General features: G+C 71.6%; 16 protein-coding genes. 7 read left to right on the plus strand and 9 right to left on the minus strand.

The features are described from left to right. Positions 1–166: 166 nt before the first annotated feature. Positions 167–1,021: a formyltetrahydrofolate deformylase gene (gene purU, locus AB0J69_RS36875; protein ID WP_364127285.1), complete on the plus strand. Its 855-nt coding sequence runs from the start codon at positions 167–169 to the stop codon at positions 1,019–1,021. Positions 1,022–1,054: 33 nt separating this feature from the next. Here purU and AB0J69_RS36880 read toward each other — a convergent pair whose 3' ends face one another. From AB0J69_RS36880 to AB0J69_RS36895, 4 genes are read right to left on the minus strand one after another with little or no spacing between them, the layout of a single operon-like run. Beyond that, positions 1,055–1,330 carry a hypothetical protein gene (locus AB0J69_RS36880; protein WP_364127287.1) on the minus strand — a complete coding sequence of 92 codons (276 nt, stop codon included), beginning with the start codon at positions 1,328–1,330 and terminating at the stop codon, positions 1,055–1,057. Further along, positions 1,327–1,677 carry a VOC family protein gene (locus AB0J69_RS36885; RefSeq protein WP_364127289.1) on the minus strand — a complete coding sequence of 117 codons (351 nt, stop codon included), beginning with the start codon at positions 1,675–1,677 and terminating at the stop codon, positions 1,327–1,329. Before AB0J69_RS36885 ends, AB0J69_RS36880 begins: the two co-directional genes overlap by 4 nt. Beyond that, the gene (locus AB0J69_RS36890; RefSeq protein WP_364127291.1) at positions 1,674–2,474 is read right to left on the minus strand and encodes an AraC family transcriptional regulator; all 801 of its coding nucleotides are present in this window, start codon (positions 2,472–2,474) and stop codon (positions 1,674–1,676) included. Before AB0J69_RS36890 ends, AB0J69_RS36885 begins: the two co-directional genes overlap by 4 nt. A gap of 10 nt (positions 2,475–2,484) precedes the next feature. Then, positions 2,485–4,542, minus strand: a complete 2,058-nt coding sequence (locus AB0J69_RS36895) for a prolyl oligopeptidase family serine peptidase (RefSeq protein WP_364127294.1) — start codon at positions 4,540–4,542, stop codon at positions 2,485–2,487. A 282-nt stretch (positions 4,543–4,824) separates the two neighbouring features. Here AB0J69_RS36895 and AB0J69_RS36900 point away from each other — a divergent pair, with 282 nt between their 5' ends. The 3 genes from AB0J69_RS36900 to AB0J69_RS36910 are packed head-to-tail and all read left to right on the plus strand — an operon-like array spanning position 4,825 to position 6,421. Beyond that, positions 4,825–5,331 carry an HNH endonuclease gene (locus AB0J69_RS36900; protein ID WP_364127394.1) on the plus strand — a complete coding sequence of 169 codons (507 nt, stop codon included), beginning with the start codon at positions 4,825–4,827 and terminating at the stop codon, positions 5,329–5,331. A gap of 47 nt (positions 5,332–5,378) precedes the next feature. Then, positions 5,379–6,182 (plus strand): GNAT family N-acetyltransferase, encoded by an 804-nt coding sequence (locus tag AB0J69_RS36905; protein ID WP_364127297.1) that lies wholly within the window; start codon positions 5,379–5,381, stop codon positions 6,180–6,182. A gap of 35 nt (positions 6,183–6,217) precedes the next feature. Further along, positions 6,218–6,421: a zinc ribbon domain-containing protein gene (locus tag AB0J69_RS36910; RefSeq protein WP_364127299.1), complete on the plus strand. Its 204-nt coding sequence runs from the start codon at positions 6,218–6,220 to the stop codon at positions 6,419–6,421. On the opposite strand, the gene AB0J69_RS36915 is transcribed toward AB0J69_RS36910, so the two are convergent. The 3 genes from AB0J69_RS36915 to ilvD all read right to left on the minus strand — a co-directional run bounded on the left by AB0J69_RS36915 (position 6,418) and on the right by ilvD (position 9,807). After that, a complete protein-coding gene (locus AB0J69_RS36915) occupies positions 6,418–7,323 on the minus strand; it encodes a serine hydrolase (RefSeq protein WP_364127302.1) in 906 nt (301 codons plus the stop codon). The genes AB0J69_RS36910 and AB0J69_RS36915 overlap by 4 nt on opposite strands. 64 nt (positions 7,324–7,387) lie before the next feature. Beyond that, complete coding sequence (locus tag AB0J69_RS36920) at positions 7,388–7,888, minus strand: WYL domain-containing protein (RefSeq protein WP_364127305.1); 501 nt, start codon at positions 7,886–7,888, stop codon at positions 7,388–7,390. 80 nt (positions 7,889–7,968) lie between these two features. Beyond that, positions 7,969–9,807 (minus strand): dihydroxy-acid dehydratase, encoded by a 1,839-nt coding sequence (gene ilvD, locus AB0J69_RS36925; RefSeq protein ID WP_364127307.1) that lies wholly within the window; start codon positions 9,805–9,807, stop codon positions 7,969–7,971. A gap of 145 nt (positions 9,808–9,952) precedes the next feature. Here ilvD and AB0J69_RS36930 point away from each other — a divergent pair, with 145 nt between their 5' ends. Further along, positions 9,953–12,697: an ABC transporter substrate-binding protein gene (locus AB0J69_RS36930; protein ID WP_364127310.1), complete on the plus strand. Its 2,745-nt coding sequence runs from the start codon at positions 9,953–9,955 to the stop codon at positions 12,695–12,697. Here the strand turns inward: AB0J69_RS36930 and AB0J69_RS36935 are convergent. Then, complete coding sequence (locus AB0J69_RS36935) at positions 12,694–13,470, minus strand: thioesterase family protein (RefSeq protein ID WP_364127396.1); 777 nt, start codon at positions 13,468–13,470, stop codon at positions 12,694–12,696. The two genes, AB0J69_RS36930 and AB0J69_RS36935, sit on opposite strands and share 4 nt — an antisense overlap. A 102-nt stretch (positions 13,471–13,572) precedes the next feature. Between AB0J69_RS36935 and AB0J69_RS36940 the strand changes: the two genes are divergently transcribed. Further along, entirely contained in the window at positions 13,573–14,274 is a 702-nt protein-coding gene (locus AB0J69_RS36940; protein ID WP_364127312.1) for a TetR/AcrR family transcriptional regulator, read from the plus strand. On the opposite strand, the gene AB0J69_RS36945 is transcribed toward AB0J69_RS36940, so the two are convergent. Then, positions 14,259–15,086: a nuclease-related domain-containing protein gene (locus AB0J69_RS36945; protein ID WP_364127315.1), complete on the minus strand. Its 828-nt coding sequence runs from the start codon at positions 15,084–15,086 to the stop codon at positions 14,259–14,261. The two genes, AB0J69_RS36940 and AB0J69_RS36945, sit on opposite strands and share 16 nt — an antisense overlap. A 139-nt stretch (positions 15,087–15,225) precedes the next feature. Between AB0J69_RS36945 and AB0J69_RS36950 the strand changes: the two genes are divergently transcribed. Beyond that, a complete protein-coding gene (locus AB0J69_RS36950) occupies positions 15,226–16,632 on the plus strand; it encodes an amidase (RefSeq protein ID WP_364127318.1) in 1,407 nt (468 codons plus the stop codon). Positions 16,633–16,658 lie beyond the last annotated feature (26 nt).

Below are 16,658 nucleotides of genomic sequence, written 5' to 3' on the forward strand. Positions count from 1 at the left end.
CGCAATGCCGGATTACTACCCAAGATCGGTTGAATGATGGACACGATCCCGGGTGCGGCAGTGGAAGACCCGTCGCGGCGGGTACCCTCGACCATGGCCGCCGACCGGTACTCTGCCCAGATCAGCCATCCGGCGCCCCGCAGCCCACGTCCGCGAGAGTGAAGGCATGACCAGCCCCGCCGAATACATCCTGACGCTGTCCTGTCCCGACCGGCCCGGTGTGGTGGCCGCCGTCTCCGGCCTGCTCGCCGGGCACGGGTGCAACATCATCGAGAGCCAGCAGTTCGGCGACAGGGTGGAGCAGCGCTTCTTCATGCGCGTGCAGTTCTCGGGGCCACTGGGCGAAGACGAGCTCAACACCGCCTTCGCCGCGCTCGCGCCCGAGTTCGGCATGGAGTTCAAGCTGAGCGACGTGGCCAGGAAGCCGCGAGTGCTGATCATGGTGAGCAAGTTCGACCACTGCCTGAACGACCTGCTCTACCGCGTACGTTCCAAGGCACTGGACATCGAGATCGTCGCGGTCGTCTCCAACCACCCCGACCTGCGGCCGCTCACCCAGTCGAACGGGATCGACTACCACCACCTGCCGGTCACGCCGGAGACCAAGGCGAGGCAGGAGGCCGAGGTGCTGGCGCTGGTGGAGCACTACCAGGTGGACCTGGTGGTGCTGGCCCGCTACATGCAGGTGCTCTCGGAGGACCTCTGCGAGAAGCTGGCGGGCCGGGCCATCAACATCCACCACTCGTTCCTGCCGTCGTTCAAGGGCGCCAAGCCCTACCACCAGGCCCACAACCGCGGCGTCAAGCTCATCGGCGCGACGGCCCACTACGTCACCGCCGACCTGGACGAGGGGCCGATCATCGAGCAGGAGGTGGCCCGGGTCAACCACAGCCACTCCCCGGAGGACCTCGTGGCGATGGGGCGCGACGTGGAGTGCGTGGCGCTGGCCAGGGCGGTCAAGTGGCATGCCGAGCAGCGGGTGCTGCTCGACGGTCACAAGACGATCATCTTCCCCCGCTAGCTGTCCTCGGCCGGCCGCCGGCGGCTTCCCGCGTCAGGCGACGTTCCAGCCGGCGGCGGACCGCTCGAAGGCGATCTCGCCGGCGCTCAGCACCGGCCGGCCGCCGGCGCACGCCACGTGCTCGCTCCGGCGCGCCGCCAGCCGCAGCGTCCCGTCCAGGTCCACCACGAACGTGAACGGCTCCGGCGGCCGTCCCGCGAGCCACCCGGCCAGCTCCTCCGCCGACCGGATCACCTGCCCGGGAAGCCCCCCGGCGCCGGCCGGCGAGGCGGGCCCCACGTACGGGTACCCGCCCGCCGATGAGCTCATGGCCGACAAGTCCCGAAATACCAAGGATTGCCCTCCGGGTCCGTGCAGCCGTACTCGCGGGACCCGTACGGCTGGTCCACCAGCTCCATGATGATCGACGCCCCCGCCGCCCTGGCGTGGGCATGGTGGGCGTCGACGTCCTCGACCGCGACGTAGATGCCCGGCCCACCGGGCCTTCCCTGGCCGATCATGATGAGGTCGTCGCCGACGGCCAGCTCGGCGTGGTTGACCACACCCTCGTCGTTCTTGGACGTTTCGTGCACCCGGAACCCGAACGCGCTGGTCAGGAAGTCGATCGCGGCCTGACAATCCTGGTATCGGGCGAGTGCGTACACGGTTCGTGTCATGAGGCCCAGGATGCCGCGCCGGTGACGCCGGGTCTTGGACAAATCTGACCTGGCGTGGTGTCGCCCAGCGCCCGGAACTCACGGTTCATGTGGGCCTGGTCGTAGAAGCCGCATTCGGCCGCCACCTCGGCCAGGGCCGCGCCCGACCGCAGCAGGCGCAGGGCGCGCCCGAACCGGATGACCCGGGCCGCCGTCTTCGGCGGCAGCCCGATCTGGTCCTGGAAGCGGCCGACGAGATGGCGATGGCTCCAGCCCAGCGACTCGGCCAGCGACGACACGCCGAGCCTGCCGCCCGACTCCAGCAGCCGCGCCCAGGCCCACGGCACCTCAGGCCCCAGCGACGGCCCCGCCGCGATGCGCTCGCACAGCAGTCGGTCGGCCAGCGCCAGCCGGTCCCGCCACGACGGTGTCGCGGCCAGCCGCTCCACGATCAGCTCCGACCACGGCCCGAGGAGATCTCCGACCGGCAGCACCTGGTTCGTCAGGTGCCGCATCGGCATCCCGTAGAGCCGCCTGGCCCCGAACGGCGTCAGGAAGACCTCCACGCCCTCCGCCGGCCCGTCCGTGCGGGTGACGGTGAAGCGGTCGCCGAGCCCCCCGCCGAACGCGGTCATCCGCCGTCCGCCCGCCTCCATCGGCGTGCCGAAGGCGAGGATGAGCACGGCTCCCGGCATCGCCGCCTCCGACCGGGTCACCGGCGCGGAGTAGTGCTCGCGGTAGGCGCACAGCCTGGTCACGTAGGGCCGCAGCGCAGCGCTGGGGGTGGCCTCGACCATGGCCAGCCCCAGCGTGCTCATGCCGTCGAGACTATAGGCCGGTGTGCCGGGCGAGGAACGTCAGCGTGTCGGCCGACAGGTCCACCGACCTGCTGACCGAGCGCGCGCCGTGCCCGACCTCGGCCTCGTTGCGCAGCAGCACCGGCCGCTCGCCGGTGGAGGCGTGCTGCAGCGCCGCGCACATCTTCCACGCGTGCAGCGGGTGCACGCGTGTGTCGGACTGGAAGACGGTGAAGAGCGTCGCCGGGTACGGCACCGACTCCTGGACGTGGTGGTAGGGAGAGTAGCCCAGCAGCCAGCCGAACTGCTCGGGGTCGTCGGCCGAGCCGTATTCGACGTTCCAGGTGGCACCGAGGCCGAACTTCTCGTACCTGATCATGTCGAGCAGCGGCGCGGAGCAGACCACGGCGGCGTACAGCTCGGGGCGCTGTGTCAGCGCGGCGCCCACCAGCAGGCCGCCGTTGGAGCCGCCGGAGATGCCGAGCTGGGCGGGCGTGGTCACGCCGGTGGCGATCAGGTGTTCGGCTGCCGCGTGGAAGTCGTCGAACACGTTCTGCTTGTTGGCCAGCATCCCCGCGCGGTGCCAGTCCTCGCCCTCCTCGCCGCCGCCCCGCAGGTTGGCGATGGCGTAGACGCCGCCCGCCTCCACCCAGGTCAGGATGGACGCCGAGTAGCCGGGGGTCATGGACAGGCCGAAGCCGCCGTAGCCGTACAGGATCGTGGGCCGCGGCCCCTGCGCCTCGCCGACCGGGGAGATGATCAGCATGCGGACGTCCGTGCCGTCCTTGGACCGGTAGACGACCTGCTCGGTGCGCACTTCGGGCACCTCGACCGCGCCGGGGGAGGCGGCCCAGAGCGTGGTCTCGCCGGTCCTGGCGTCGTAGCGCTGGATGGTGGGCGGCGTGGTGTTGTCGGTGTAGCCGAACCACGCCTCGTGACCGCCCTCGGGGCGCTCCGCGATGCCGCCGATCGTGCCGAGCCCCGGTGTGGGCACCTCGCCGAGCCGCTCGCCGGTCTCCAGGTCGTGAATGGTGATCTCGCTGATCGCGTGGCGCGTCCAGCCCACCAGCATGACCGGGCGCTCCAGGTCGTCGAGGATGGCGAAGTCGGACAGCACCGCCTCCGGGTCCTCGGGGATCAGGTCGCGCCAGGTCTCGAACGACGGGTCGGCCGGGTCGGTGACGCACACCCGGGCGCGGGGCGCGTCGCGGTCGGTGTGCACGTAGAGCCGGCCGTCGCGGCCGAACACCAGCCCGGACTGCGCGTCCACGCCCTCCTGCACGACCCGCAGGTCGGGACGCTCGGCCGGGGACGTGGTCAGGTCGGCCACCCAGAGGTCGTTGCGCGGGGCGGTGCCCTCGTTGGCGGACACCTGCAGCCAGTGGCCGTCGCGCGAGACCGAGACGCCGTAGTAGTTGGTCATCTTCAGGCCCTCGCCGAAGATCATCACGTCGTCCTCGGTGGAGGTGCCGACGCGGTGCAGGTAGACGCGGCGGTGGAACTGGGTCTCGTTCTCCGGCACCTCGGTGCTCGGCAGCCGGCGTACGTAGTAGAACGCCTCCCCGCCCGGCAGCCACGCGATCGGGGAGTAGCGGCACCGGTCGATCGGCCCCTCGACCCGCGCGCCCGTGGCGACGTCGATGACGTAGAGGACCGACTCCTCGTCGCCACCCACCGAGATCTGGTACGCCAGCAGGCGCCCCTCCTTGTCCGGCTGCACCGTGTCGAGCGTGGTCAGGCCGGACGGGTCGATCGCCATCGGGTCGATGAGGGCCCGCTCGGTGCCGTCGGGCTCGACCACGTAGTAGACGGCGTGCTCCTGGTCGGGAGTGCGACGCGAGAAGAAGTAGCGCTCACCGCGCCAGGCCGGGGCACCCACGGACCCGGACCTGAGCAGCTCCGCGATGCGGCTCTTGAACCGCTGCGGCCCGCGCTCGCTGCCGAACAACTCCGCCTGTGCGAGCAGCCATCCCTTGGTCTCGGGGCTGTCCGGGTCCTCGAGCCACCTGTAGGGGTCGGGCACAGGCGTTTCGTGCAGGATGTCGACGATGTCTTCGCGGCGTGCGGTCGGGTACGGCTCTCCTGTCATGCAGGAACCCTACTGCCAACGGGCATGCGTAAAGCGCTGGTAGAGCGGGCATAAAACGTACCGTGCGTCCCTCTGGTCATTCCGGCAGGAGGTTTTTGGGGTGGCGGGGACCACGGTGCAAACGCCAAACTTGGTGACAGGACGGTGCCGTGGTGACCATCCGCTGGGCCGTCCGGCGGAGGTCCACGTGACGGAAGCACTAGTGCCCCAGGAGGGGCCGACAGCTGGGACATGCCGCGGCATGTCCCCTTTGATACCCGCGCAGCAGGGAGAGGCCCGATGATGCGCCAAGTCCTGCTGCTCAACGCAACCTACGAGCCACTGACCACCCTCTCGCTGCACCGCGCCATCGTGCTCGTGCTGCGGGAGAAGGCCGACGTCGTGCACCGCGACGGAAGGGGCGCCGTGCTGCGCTCCGCGAGCCGCACGCTCGATGTCCCCTCGGTGATCAGGCTTCGCAGATATGTCCGCATCCCCTACCGGTCCCGCATCCCGCTGACCAGGGCCGCCCTCATGCGGCGCGACGACTACCGTTGCGCCTACTGCGGGCAGAAGGCCGAGACCATCGACCACGTCATCCCCCGGTCCAGAGGGGGCACGCACACCTGGGAAAACTGCGTCGCCTCGTGCACCACCTGCAACCACCGCAAGGCCGACAAATACCTGGAGGAGCTGGGGTGGACGCTTCGCGTCAGCCCTGCGGTGCCACGGGGCGCCCACTGGCGGCTCATCGGCGCCTCGCTCGTCGGTGACCCGCAATGGGCGCCCTACCTCGAGGCCGCGGCCTGAGAAAAGCGCATTGAGCAGGGGGCCGCTGCCTGACACCATGTGCAGGCATGTGGACCCTCACCTCAGATGTCGAGGAGTACGCCGCGGTCGCCGAGCCGTTCCTGCTCGGCGACCCGGTGCGCAACACCGTTCCGCTGACGATCCTGGCCAACCTGCGGGCGGGCATGCCCGTGAAGAGCCCCCTCTTCGGCTGGTGGACGGTGGATGGCGAGGTTCGCGGGGCGGTGTTCCATACGCCGCCCCATCCCGCCGGGCTCTTCGCCGTGCCCGTCGAGGCGGTCGCGCCGCTGGTTGAGGCGCTGAAGGGCGAGCTGTCCATGTTCGTGGGGCCGGTCGAGGTGACGGCCGAGGCCACGCGGCTGCTGGGCGCGCCCGCGCGGCTGGTGTCGGAGCGGCTCTACCGCCTCGGCACGCTCACCGTCCCCGACGTCCCGGGCCGGGGCAGGCTCGCCGTTCCCGGTGACTTCCCGCTGCTGGTGAGCTGGTACCACGCGTTCGGCGACGAGGTCGGCATGGGCGAGGCCGACGACGTGGCCGAGCGGGTCGCGCAGCGGCTGGCCGCCCGTGAGCTGTTCGTGTGGGAGGAGGGCGGGGCGCCGGTGTCGCTCGCCGCCCTCTCGCCCGCGGCGGGCGGGGTCTGCCGCATCGGCCCGGTGTACACGCCGCCCTCGTGCCGGCGGCGCGGCTACGGTGCCGCCGTCACGGCCTTCGCCAGCCGGACCGGCCTGGCGGAGCGGTGCACGGAGGTGGTGCTCTTCACCGACCTGGGCAACCCGACCAGCAACGCCATCTACCAGGCGATCGGCTACGAGCCCGTGTCCGACTTCGCCCACGTCACCTACGCCCCGTAGGGACTTCCGCGCTCCGCTGCGGTTACCCTTGGCCCATGCCGCGTTACGACTTCCGCTGCCGCGCCTGCGGCTCCACGTTCGAGGTCTCCCGCCCCATGTCGGCCTCCGACGCCCCGGCGACCTGCCCCGACGGCCACGACGACACGGTCAAGCTGCTGTCCACGGTCTCCATGACGGGCGGCGCGGCCGCCCCCAAGGCGAGCGGCGGCTGCTGCGGCGGCGGGTGCTGCTCGTCCTAGACCTCGGCGGTGGCCCAGGGGGCCGGTGGCGTCGCCGGCCGGGTCAGCGCGCGCACCGTCAGCCTGGCCAGCCGCTCGACGGTGTCGATGCCGCTCTCCATGTCCGGGCTGCGCTCCGACAGCACGGCCATCAGCAGGTCGTGCCCGCGTACGCGGAGCCGGCCCACGCTGTTGACCGTCCACAGCCCGTCGTGGACCTCGGTGGGCAGCCAGCCGTTCTTGAGCGCCACCGCACCCTCCTCCGCGGCGGCCGCGCTGACCCCCCACGCCTGTGACGGCTCCACCGACGACATGAGTTCGAGGGCGTAGCGCCGGCTGCGGGCCGGCAGCGGCCCTCCGGGGTCGGTGAGCCGCTCCAGCACCTTGACCTGGTCGGACGGCCTGCTGCGGGTCCATCCCCAGTACAGGCCCGAGCCGGGCCGCGTGTGCCGCACGTCCAGCCGGTGCAGCGCCCGGTCCAGCCCGGCCCGGCCGCCGATCGTCAGGTAGAGCTCGTGCGCGCAGTCGTTGTCGCTGTAGCGGATCATCCGTGAGGCCAGCGCGCGCTCGTAGCCGCTGAGCCGCTCGCCCCGCTTGCCGAGAAGGAACGCCAGCAGGATGTCCACCTTGGCCACGCTGGCCAGCAGGAACGGCGTGCGCTCGCGGAAGGCGTACCTGGCCCCGGTCGTGCGGTCGTAGACGGCCAGGGCGGCCCGCCCGGGACGGTCGCGCAGGTAGCGGGCCAGTGCCCGGTCGAGCGCCCGTCGTTCGGCCGGGGGCAGCTCGCTTGCGCCGGCGGTCTCCGGCGTCAGCGACACGGGAGTCGGAAGGGGCACCGCGCCCGGCGGCGCCGTACAGCCGGGGCCCACGACGAGCAGGACGACCAGCAGGGCGGCGAAGAGCGAGGACTCCCGTACGCGCATGTGCGGGAGCCTGCCAGCCGCCACCCCAAAGGCCGGGGCCCGTCAGGTCAACGGACGGCCAGTTTTACGCGGCCGTGATGGCGCGCCGCTTGCGGCGCTGGAACGGCAGGAACCGGTCGGCCAGGTGCGGCCGGGACGGCGTGAGCGTGGGCTCGACCGCGATGATCCGGTCGAACCGGAACGCCCTGATCGCCCGGCGCATCCTGCACACGCCGACCAGATACCAGTATTCGCGGTGCACCAGGCACGTCACCGGCTCGACGTCGCGCGCGGTGATCGTGCCGGAGGCGTCGCGGTAGTGCAGGCGGATGTTGAGACGGCTGGTGATGGCGTCGGCCATGAGCCTGGCCCGGGAGGCCACGTCGGTGGGCAGCGGCTCGGTGAGGGTCGCGAGCGTGGTGGCGATGACGTCGTCGTCGAGCTCCAGGTGCTCGAATGCGTGTTGCAGGCCGCGCCTGGCGGTGACGGCCTGGGGGCCCGCTCCGAGGTGAGCGAGGGAGAGGGCGAGTGCGGCGATCTCGGCGGTCGTCAGCGGGCGAGTATCGTGCTTCACGACTGTCGTCATACCCCAAGAATAGGGATGACCACCGACATTTTTCGAAAACCTGTGCGGCGGATATGGCTTCCGCCGCACAGGCATCAGGGTTATCGCGAGAGCTGTGACAGGTCGCGCGAGGCGCCCGTCGAGGCGGACGTCGTCATCGCCGCGTACGCCTGCAGCGCCACGCTCACCGGCCGGTTGCGGTCACGCGGCCGGTATCCGCCCAGCTCGGCCAGCAGCCGCTCGCGCCGCGCGGCCAGCTCGGCCTCGGGCACCCGCAGCTCCATCGCCCGGTTGGGGATGTCGATGTCGATGATGTCGCCGTCCTCGACCAGCGCGATCGTGCCGCCCTCGGCCGCCTCCGGCGAGGCGTGCCCGATCGACAGCCCGGACGTGCCGCCGGAGAAGCGCCCGTCGGTGATGAGCGCGCAGACCTTGCCCAGGCCCTTGCCCTTCAGGAAGGACGTCGGGTAGAGCATCTCCTGCATGCCGGGCCCCCCCTTGGGGCCCTCGTAGCGGATGACGACCACGTCGCCGGCCTTGACCTTGCCGCCGAGGATCCCCTCGACCGCCTGCTCCTGCGACTCGAACACCACCGCGGGCCCGCTGAACGTCCAGATCGACTCGTCCACCCCGGCCGTCTTCACCACGGCGCCGTCGCGCGAGATGTTGCCGTAGAGGACGGCCAGGCCGCCGTCCACGGTGTAGGCGTGCTCCAGGTCGCGGATGCAGCCCGCCTCGCGGTCGAGGTCGAGGGTGTCCCAGCGGTTGTCCTGGGAGTAGGGCTTGACCGTGCGCACGTTGCCGGGCGCCGCGTGCCACAGCTCCACGGCCTCGGGCTTCACCGACGGCGAGCGCACGTCCCAGCCGGCCAGCAGGTCGCCCAGCGTGCCGCCGTTGACGGTGGGCAGGTCGCGGTGGAGCAGCCCGGCCCGGTCGAGCTCGCCCAGGATGGCGGGGATGCCACCGGCGCGGTGGACGTCCTCGACGTGGTATTTGTTCGTGGCCGGCGCGACCTTGCACAGGCACGGCACCCGCAGCGAGATCTCGTTGATCTCCTTGAGCCCGAAGTCCACCTTCGCCTCGCGGGCGGCGGCCAGGATGTGCAGGATCGTGTTGGTGGAGCCGCCCATCGCCACGTCGAGCGTCATCGCGTTCTCGAACGCCTCGCGGGTGGCGATCGAGCGCGGCAGCACCGACTCGTCGCCGTCCTCGTAGTAGCGGCGGGTGATCTCCACGAGCTGGCGGCCGGCGTCCTCGAACAGCTGCTTGCGGGACCGGTGCGTGGCCAGGATCGTGCCGTTGCCGGGCAGCGCCAGGCCGATGGCCTCGGCCAGGCAGTTCATCGAGTTGGCGGTGAACATGCCCGAGCAGGAGCCGCAGGTCGGGCAGGCGCTCTCCTCCATCTCCAGCAGCTCGGCGTCGGAGACGGAGTCGTCGGCGGAGGCGATCATCGGGTCGATCAGGTCGAGCTTCTTGCCCGGCGTCTTGCCGGCCTCCATGGGGCCGCCTGAGACGAAGACCGTCGGGATGTTCAGCCGGAACGCGGCGAGCAGCATGCCCGGCGTGATCTTGTCACAGTTGGACACGCAGATCATCGCGTCGGCGCAGTGGGCCTCCACCATGTACTCGACGGCGTCGGCGATCAGCTCGCGCGACGGCAGGGAGTAGAGCATCCCGCCATGGCCCATCGCGATGCCGTCGTCGACCGCGATCGTGTTGAACTCGCGGGGGATGGCCCCCGCCTCCCGGATCGCGTCGGACACCACCTTGCCGACGTCCTGCAGGTGCACATGGCCCGGCACGAACTGGGTGAAGCTGTTGGCCACCGCGATGATGGGCTTGCCGAAATCGCTCCCGGCTACGCCGGTCGCCCGGAGCAGGGCCCGGGCACCGGCCATATTCCTGCCGTGGGTGACTGTACGTGACCTGAGGGCGGGCATTGGGCATCTCCCATCGCTAGCGAGTCTTCACATGTTACGGCCACCGCCCGGTGACTGAGACGCCTGTCCACAGATCGGACGCTTGGTTACCGGATCGTGCCGGAATCGAAGCCGACGGCGCTCGAACTCGTGTTAGAGAGATCAGATGAGCCACGGGGCAGCCATGCTGGACGACTCCGCCCGGGTCGGCAACTTCATTCACACGATAGACCGCCTGTGCCGCAGACCGGCCAAGGGCGAGGGGGTCCAGGACTCTCCACACGTCGCCAGACGGCCCCTGCTGGCCTCGTGGCGCAGGGGGACGGACGACGGCCAGCACACCGGCCGGAGGGGGATCCCGCTCGTCCAGCTCAGCGAGGCGGGCGACTGGCCGGCGGTGCTGGCGCCCCAGAAGACGGCGCAGAAAACGGCGCAGAAGACGGCGCAGGAGCCGGGGAAGGACAGAACCGCCACCCACGTCATCTCGCCGGGGATCCCGCGCGCCAACCCGGACATCCAGCCGGGCGAGCCGGTGCCGAAGATGCTCTCCCGGATCGTGTCCGCGCTGCGCAGCAACCGGTTGCGCTTCCCGCGATACCGGCTGGTCGCGCTGCTCGTCGAGCAGCTCGAGGAGACCCACGGCCGGGAGGAGCACGCCCGCCGCGTCCTGCGCGAGGCGGACCGCACCTGGGGCTGGGGGGTGGACACGGCGGGCGCGGGCGCGGAGCACGTCCCTTTTCCGGTCAACCTGCTGCTGCGGCTGTTACCCGGGTTCCTGCACGACCTGCGGCTCGGCGGGCGGGTCCCGGGACTGGGCGGGCGCTTCCGCTGGCTGCGGCGGGCGCTGTCGCGGGACGACCGTTCGGCGCCGGGCGTGCCGGCCCTGCTCGCGGACCTGGACCCGGCCGACGAGGACCGCGTCTCCCGGCTGCTGCTGAGGGCGTTCATGGACGATCTCGCCAGGCAGTACGAGCGCTCGCCCCTGCACGTCCGGGGCGCCGGTCACGTGTTCTACCCGCTCCTGCTGCTCAACGAGCACGGCGGCGCCCTGGTGGAGCTGATCGAGGAACGGCGGGCGGACGTCGACAGGTTCGACCCGGTCGTGGTGGTCTCGTACACGCCCGACACGGTCCTGCTGGAGGACGACGAGGAGCCGCTGTGGATGCTCGTCCGCTGGCGCAGGGAGCTGGTCACCGCCGACGGCCCCGCGGCCTGGCGGCAGGTGCTGCGGACCCCGCTGGACATCCGCGCGCCGGCCCGGCCGGCCGACCTCGCCCGGTACGACGTCGCGGACCCCACCTGGGTGCCGCCCGCCCGCGTGGCGCCCTGGTGGTCGTCGTGGACCGCGATCGCGCTGTTCTGGATGGCCCTGGCGGGCGCTGTGGGCGCGTACGCGGGCCAGACCGCCGCCTGGCACCGCAACGCCTGCGCCACCGGCCTGTGGACGCCCTGGGCGGAGAGCGGCAGGCAGCTGGCCGGCACCGAGTGCGTCGGCGTGGCCGAGCCCGACTACCTGTTCGCGCCGGGCAACGCCGAGATGGAGCGGGTCCAGGCCGTCCTGCGGCAGGAGAACGAGCGGGCCGCCCGCCTGCACGAGGGCGGCGACCGGCCGTACGTGACGATCGTCTACCTGGCCGCGCTGACCTCCTCCGACCGTGACACGCTGGCGGCCGCCCGCGAGGGCCTGGCGGGTGTCGCGATCGCCCAGAAGCGGCAGAACGGCGCGGCGGGCCCCAGCGAGCCGCTCGTACGCATCCTGCTGGCCAACGCGGGCGGCCGGATGCAGCACGGCTCGCGCATCGCGCGGCTGCTGCTGCGCTACCGCGACGACGAGGCGCCCATCGTGGGCGTGGTGGGCCTGGACCAGAGCCGCCAGGAGACCGTCGCGGCCATCCAGGAGCTGGGCAAGGCCGGGTTACCGATGGTGGCCTCCACGCTGTCGGCCGATCGGCTGGTCAGCGACTCGCCGTTCTACTTCCAGGTGGCGCCGCAGAACTCCCGGCAGGCGTGGATGGCCGCGGCCTTCGCCGACTCGCTGGTCCGCGAGGGCGAGATCAAGCGGCGGGCCCGCGTCTACTACTCGCACGACGAGACCGACTACTACGCCGCCAACCTCAGGGCCCGGGTCCTGGCCCGGCTGAAGGAGCGCGGGTTCGCGGCCGAGGGCCACCGCTTCACGCCGGTCGGGTCGGCCAAGCCGGGCGCGGCGGACAGGAGCGAGGACGCCTACGCGGGCGAGCCGCGGGACGCGGGCGTGTCGGCCTGCGGATTCGACGGGCTGGTGTACTTCGCCGGGCGCGGCATCCCCGACTTCGCCGAGTTCGTGAAGGGGGTGGCCGACAAGTGCGCGGGCTCACCGCCGACCATCCTCGGGGGCGACGACGTCACCAGGTACGTCGCCGACGTACGCGTCCGGTCGGCCGTCACCGGCATCGGCTACTACTACGAGTCGTTCGCCGCCGCCCCCAACAGGTGTGGCGAGCCGCAGCGGCACGACTTCTACACCGACCTGTTCGCCACCTTCCCCTTCGAGTGCGAGGAGCCGGGGCCCGGCCGGACGCTGGACGGGCACGCCGCCCTGTCGTACGACGCCACCGAGACGATGATCACCGCGATCCGGCGGCTCGGGAAGGAGCGGCACCGCGTCCCGGTGAACTCCTACACCGTCTGGCGCCAGCTCGGCACCCTGCACACCCCCGACCAGAGCGGCCACGCCATCGAGGGCGCCACCGGCGCGCTGGACTTCGGCGCGGCCTCGCCCCGGCAGTACCCGCTGGACAAGGCCGTGCTGATCCTGCGCGCCAAGGGCGCCGAGCGGCCCACCCAGGTCGGGGCGTGCGGCAACATCACCCGGGCCACCCGGTCGGAGTTCTTCCCGTGGTGCGACTCGATCCCGGAGATCTACCGCTAGGCCGGCAGCCGTACGGCGGCGAGCTGGGTCGCCTGACCCACCAGGCGGCCCTTGTCGTCCCAGATGTGGGCCACCTCGTCCATCCGGTCGCCGCCGACGTCCGTGGCCGACAGCCGCACCCGGATCGGCCCGGGGGCGGGCAGCCGGCGGATGTACGCCGAGAGCTGGATCGTCGGCACCCACCCCGACAGCCCCAGGTCGAACGAGACCGGTGGCACCGGGTCGAGCGCCACCAGCAGGCTCAGCGGGTCCCAGTCGGAGCCGTCGGCCAGCCGCTGCCAGCTCGCGATCACGCCCCGCCTGGAGGGGGCGCCGAAGGCGAAGGCCAGGTGCTCGGGGTCGATGCGTTCTTCGACCACGGCCATCAGGGGCACGTGCATGCCCGCGCCCGGCGGGTCCACGGGGGCCAGGAAGCAGTCCTGCTCGGGTGGCAGGCGTACCGGCTCGTGCGCCGACCACCAGGGGTCCGAGTCGTCCAGCAGGCCCAGCGTGATGTGCGCCTCGACGCGCGTGCGGCCCTCCTGCACGAGCGCGGCCCTCACCTGGGCCACGCTCCTGCCCACCCGCAGCGTCTCGACCCGCGCGACGGCCTCGCCCGGCTCGGGCGGCTCGATGAACGAGCCGCTGACGGCGGTCACGTGCGGGTGCCCGGCCCCGGCCGGGCTCTCGCAGGCGGCCCTGGCCAGCACGGCCAGCAGGTAGCCGCCGTGCAGCCGGGTCCCGACGCTCCACTGCGCGTCCAGCACGGCGCCGAACTCGCCCTCGCGAAGCACCGTCAATGCTGTCGCTTCCTGAAAAGTCCCCATTTTCGGCAAATCTCCCCTCCTCAGAGGGTCAGATTGACACCGTTAACTTGACGGCGTCAACCTGAGACCATGACCACCAGACGCGTACGCGCCAGGCGCGGAGAGGGCGCGCTGCTCCGCGAGGAGATCCTGCGCGCGGCCGAGGACCTGCTGGCCGAGTCCGGCAGCGAGGACGCGCTCACGCTGCGCGCCGTCGCCTTGCGGGCCGGCGTCTCCACGCCCTCGGTCTACCTGCACTTCGCCGACAAGGAGGAGCTCGTCGAGGCGGTCTGCCTGCGGGTGTGGGACGAGCTGGGCCGGCTGTTCACCGACAACCTCGGCGGCGACCCGTTCCTCGCCCTGGGCAAGTGCGCCCGCGCCTACGCCCGCTTCGCCCTCGACCACCCGGTGCAGTACCGGGTGCTGATGATGCGCCCCTCAGCGGCCCCCGGGGTTCCGCCGGCCGCCGCGCAGGCCTTCGGGCACATGGTGAACGCCGTCTCGGCCTGCGTGGAGACCCGGGTGCTCGAAGGCGACCCCGAGGCGCTGGCGCTCGGCCTCTGGTCGGCCGTGCACGGCTGCGTCTCCCTGCTGATCGCCCAGCCGTCGTTCCCGTGGCCGCGCGACCGGGAGGCGCTGATCGACCACATCGTGCGGCAGGCGGGGTTCGGGGCGGCGGTCTACTCGCGGCTGCCGCGCCGGCTCCCCCCGAGCACGGAACTGGCCGCCCACCTCGACGCCTTCGGCGCGAGACTGGCGGCCAGAGGGGAAGGAGATCAGCCCTCGCCGTAGCGGGCGGGCAGCACCTGGGCGGCGATGTCGTGAATCCGGTCGATCTCGGCGGCGGTCAGCGCCCGCTCCCGCTTGGTGATCCACCGGCGGGCGCGGTCGCCCTGGTAGACGTCCACACCGCGAATCGTCATGATCTTCCAGGGCACCGGCGGGCCGTAGATGGCCAGCGAGGGCACGACGGAGATCTCGCGGCCGAACGACTCACTGATCAGCTCGCTGGCCCGCGACGCCTCCCACTTGGCCTCGGTGAGGCGGGGCTTCATGTCGAAGGGGCCGTGGAAGAGCTTCTTGCCCATCTGCACGCGTACGGGCAGGCGCCGGTCCCACTTCTCCGAGTCGACCGCGTACACACCGGTCGGGCCCACCACGAGGTGGTCGATCTGGGCCTCGCTGCCCGGGATCGCCCTGGCGTGCAGGGTGCGGTAGCCGCTGCGCTCAAGTTTGCGCAGTTGCGCCTCGGTGCGGCGCTCCGCCACGGACGTCCGCCGCCACGCGGGCACGGACGAGCTCGAGCGCGCACGGTAGACCGCCTCCAGGACGGCCGCGATCACGCCCGCGGACACGCCCACCCGCCAGTCGCGCACCAGGAAGCCCACCGCCAGGCCGACGAGGACCGCCAGGATCACGCGGTTGCGCAGGCGGCGGAAACGCGGCTGTTGGAGCAGGCCGCGTACGGACGCGCGCTCGACGGGCGCGTACGTTGTGGTGGGCGCCGAAGGCTTCGCGGCGGCGGTCTCATCCTTTTCTGGCCGTTCGCTCACCCAGATGGGTGACGCGTTGTGACCGTCTTCACGCTGGTTGTCGGAGTCCACGTAACTCACCGTAGCCCGGGGTTCTGTTCGATTCCTAGTGTTGCCGTGTCCATAGTTTTATGGCCCAGCTCATCGTGTTCCACGCATGTTTTCGGGGTATGTCTACTGTTCTTCTCTAGAGAAGCCTAGGGTGCCGAACGTGCGAGAACTTCACGAGCTTTCCGCGCTCGAGCAGGCTCAGGCCGTCCGCTCCCGGGAGATCTCACCGGTCGAGCTCACCCGGCACTACCTCGACCGGATCGAACGCATCGACCCGCAGGTCGGCGCCTACGTGACCGTGACCGGTGAAAAGGCACTCGACCAGGCGCGCCGCCTGGAGCGCGAGCTCCCGGACGGTCCCCTCGCCGGAGTGCCGATCCCGGTGAAAGATCTTAACCTGGTGAAGGACGTGCCGATCATGTTCGGCTCGGCCACCTACCGGGACTTCGTGGCTCCGGTGGACGACACGGTCGTGACCCGGCTGCGCGAGGCGGGCACGGTCATGCTCGGCAAGACCGCCACACCCGAGTTCGGGCTGCCCTGCTACACCGAGACCTCCGTCTCGCCGCCCACCCGCTCGCCATGGGACCCGCGGACGTCGGCCGGCGGCTCCAGCGGGGGAGCGGCCGCCGCCGTGGCCGCCGGGCTCGCGCCCGCCGCCCAGGGCAGCGACGGCGCCGGCTCGATCCGCATCCCCGCCTCGGTCTGCGGCCTGTACGGCATCAAGCCCACGCGCGGCCGCATCAGCTGGGCCCCGATCATCCCCGACCTGGCGGGCCTGTCCACCAACGGCCCCATCGCCAGGACGGTGGCCGACGCCGCGGCGCTGCTCGATGTCATGGCCCACAACGCGCCGGGCGACCTCTACCTGGCGCCGCCGCACGACGGGACGTTCCTGGCCTGCGCGGGGCGCGACCCCGGAAGGCTGCGCATCGCCCGTTACGCCGCTCCCGTCGTGCCGGGCACGGAGCTCGACCCCGAGGTGCTGGCCGCGTACGAGGAGGCCGCCAAGACGCTCGACGACCTCGGTCACGACGTCGTCGAGATCCCCCGCCCGTTCGGGGCGGAGCTCGTGCCCGAGTTCGTCACCATGTGGTTCTCCTTCGCCTGCATGCACCCGGTCGCCGACGAGCACCACGACCTGCTCAGGCCCCTCACGCGCTGGCTGCGCGAGCGCGGCTTCGCCACTCCCGCCCCCGACTTCCTTCAGGCCCAGGCCCGGCTCCAGCTCGCCACCCGGGGCGCCCTGGAGCTCACGAACGCCTACGACGCCGTGCTCACCCCGACCGTCACCCAGCCGCCCAGGCCGGTGGGCTGGTTCGAGGACGGTGGCGACCCCGAGCAGACGTTCGAGCGGATGAAGCACTTCGCCGCCTTCCCCGCCATCTACAACATCAGCGGCCAGCCCGCCGTGAACCTCCCCCTGCACTGGAGCGAGGACGGCCTGCCCATCGGCGTCATGCTGGCCGGCCGGGTCGGCGGCGAGGGCACGCTGATCTCTTTGTCCGCACAGATCGAGGCGGAAAGGGGCGGTTTCTGGGGCGACCGGCGCCCGCGGGTCTGGTAAGACACGCAGGACGGGTCTGGCCGGAC

The organism is Nonomuraea sp. NPDC049709, assembly GCF_040674815.1.
Lineage (GTDB): Bacteria > Actinomycetota > Actinomycetes > Streptosporangiales > Streptosporangiaceae > Nonomuraea.

Coding starts and splice junctions, on each gene's coding strand:
- AB0J69_RS36890 (WP_364127291.1), bottom strand. CDS start 2,474: ATGAGCACGCTGGGGCTGGCCATGGTCGAGGCCACCCCCAGCGCTGCG.
- AB0J69_RS36915 (WP_364127302.1), bottom strand. CDS start 7,323: ATGCGCGTACGGGAGTCCTCGCTCTTCGCCGCCCTGCTGGTCGTCCTG.
- AB0J69_RS36885 (WP_364127289.1), bottom strand. CDS start 1,677: ATGACACGAACCGTGTACGCACTCGCCCGATACCAGGATTGTCAGGCC.
- AB0J69_RS36940 (WP_364127312.1), top strand. CDS start 13,573: ATGACCACCAGACGCGTACGCGCCAGGCGCGGAGAGGGCGCGCTGCTC.
- ilvD (WP_364127307.1), bottom strand. CDS start 9,807: ATGCCCGCCCTCAGGTCACGTACAGTCACCCACGGCAGGAATATGGCC.
- purU (WP_364127285.1), top strand. CDS start 167: ATGACCAGCCCCGCCGAATACATCCTGACGCTGTCCTGTCCCGACCGG.
- AB0J69_RS36880 (WP_364127287.1), bottom strand. CDS start 1,330: ATGAGCTCATCGGCGGGCGGGTACCCGTACGTGGGGCCCGCCTCGCCG.
- AB0J69_RS36895 (WP_364127294.1), bottom strand. CDS start 4,542: ATGACAGGAGAGCCGTACCCGACCGCACGCCGCGAAGACATCGTCGAC.
- AB0J69_RS36920 (WP_364127305.1), bottom strand. CDS start 7,888: ATGACGACAGTCGTGAAGCACGATACTCGCCCGCTGACGACCGCCGAG.
- AB0J69_RS36910 (WP_364127299.1), top strand. CDS start 6,218: ATGCCGCGTTACGACTTCCGCTGCCGCGCCTGCGGCTCCACGTTCGAG.
- AB0J69_RS36900 (WP_364127394.1), top strand. CDS start 4,825: ATGCGCCAAGTCCTGCTGCTCAACGCAACCTACGAGCCACTGACCACC.
- AB0J69_RS36930 (WP_364127310.1), top strand. CDS start 9,953: ATGAGCCACGGGGCAGCCATGCTGGACGACTCCGCCCGGGTCGGCAAC.
- AB0J69_RS36905 (WP_364127297.1), top strand. CDS start 5,379: ATGTGGACCCTCACCTCAGATGTCGAGGAGTACGCCGCGGTCGCCGAG.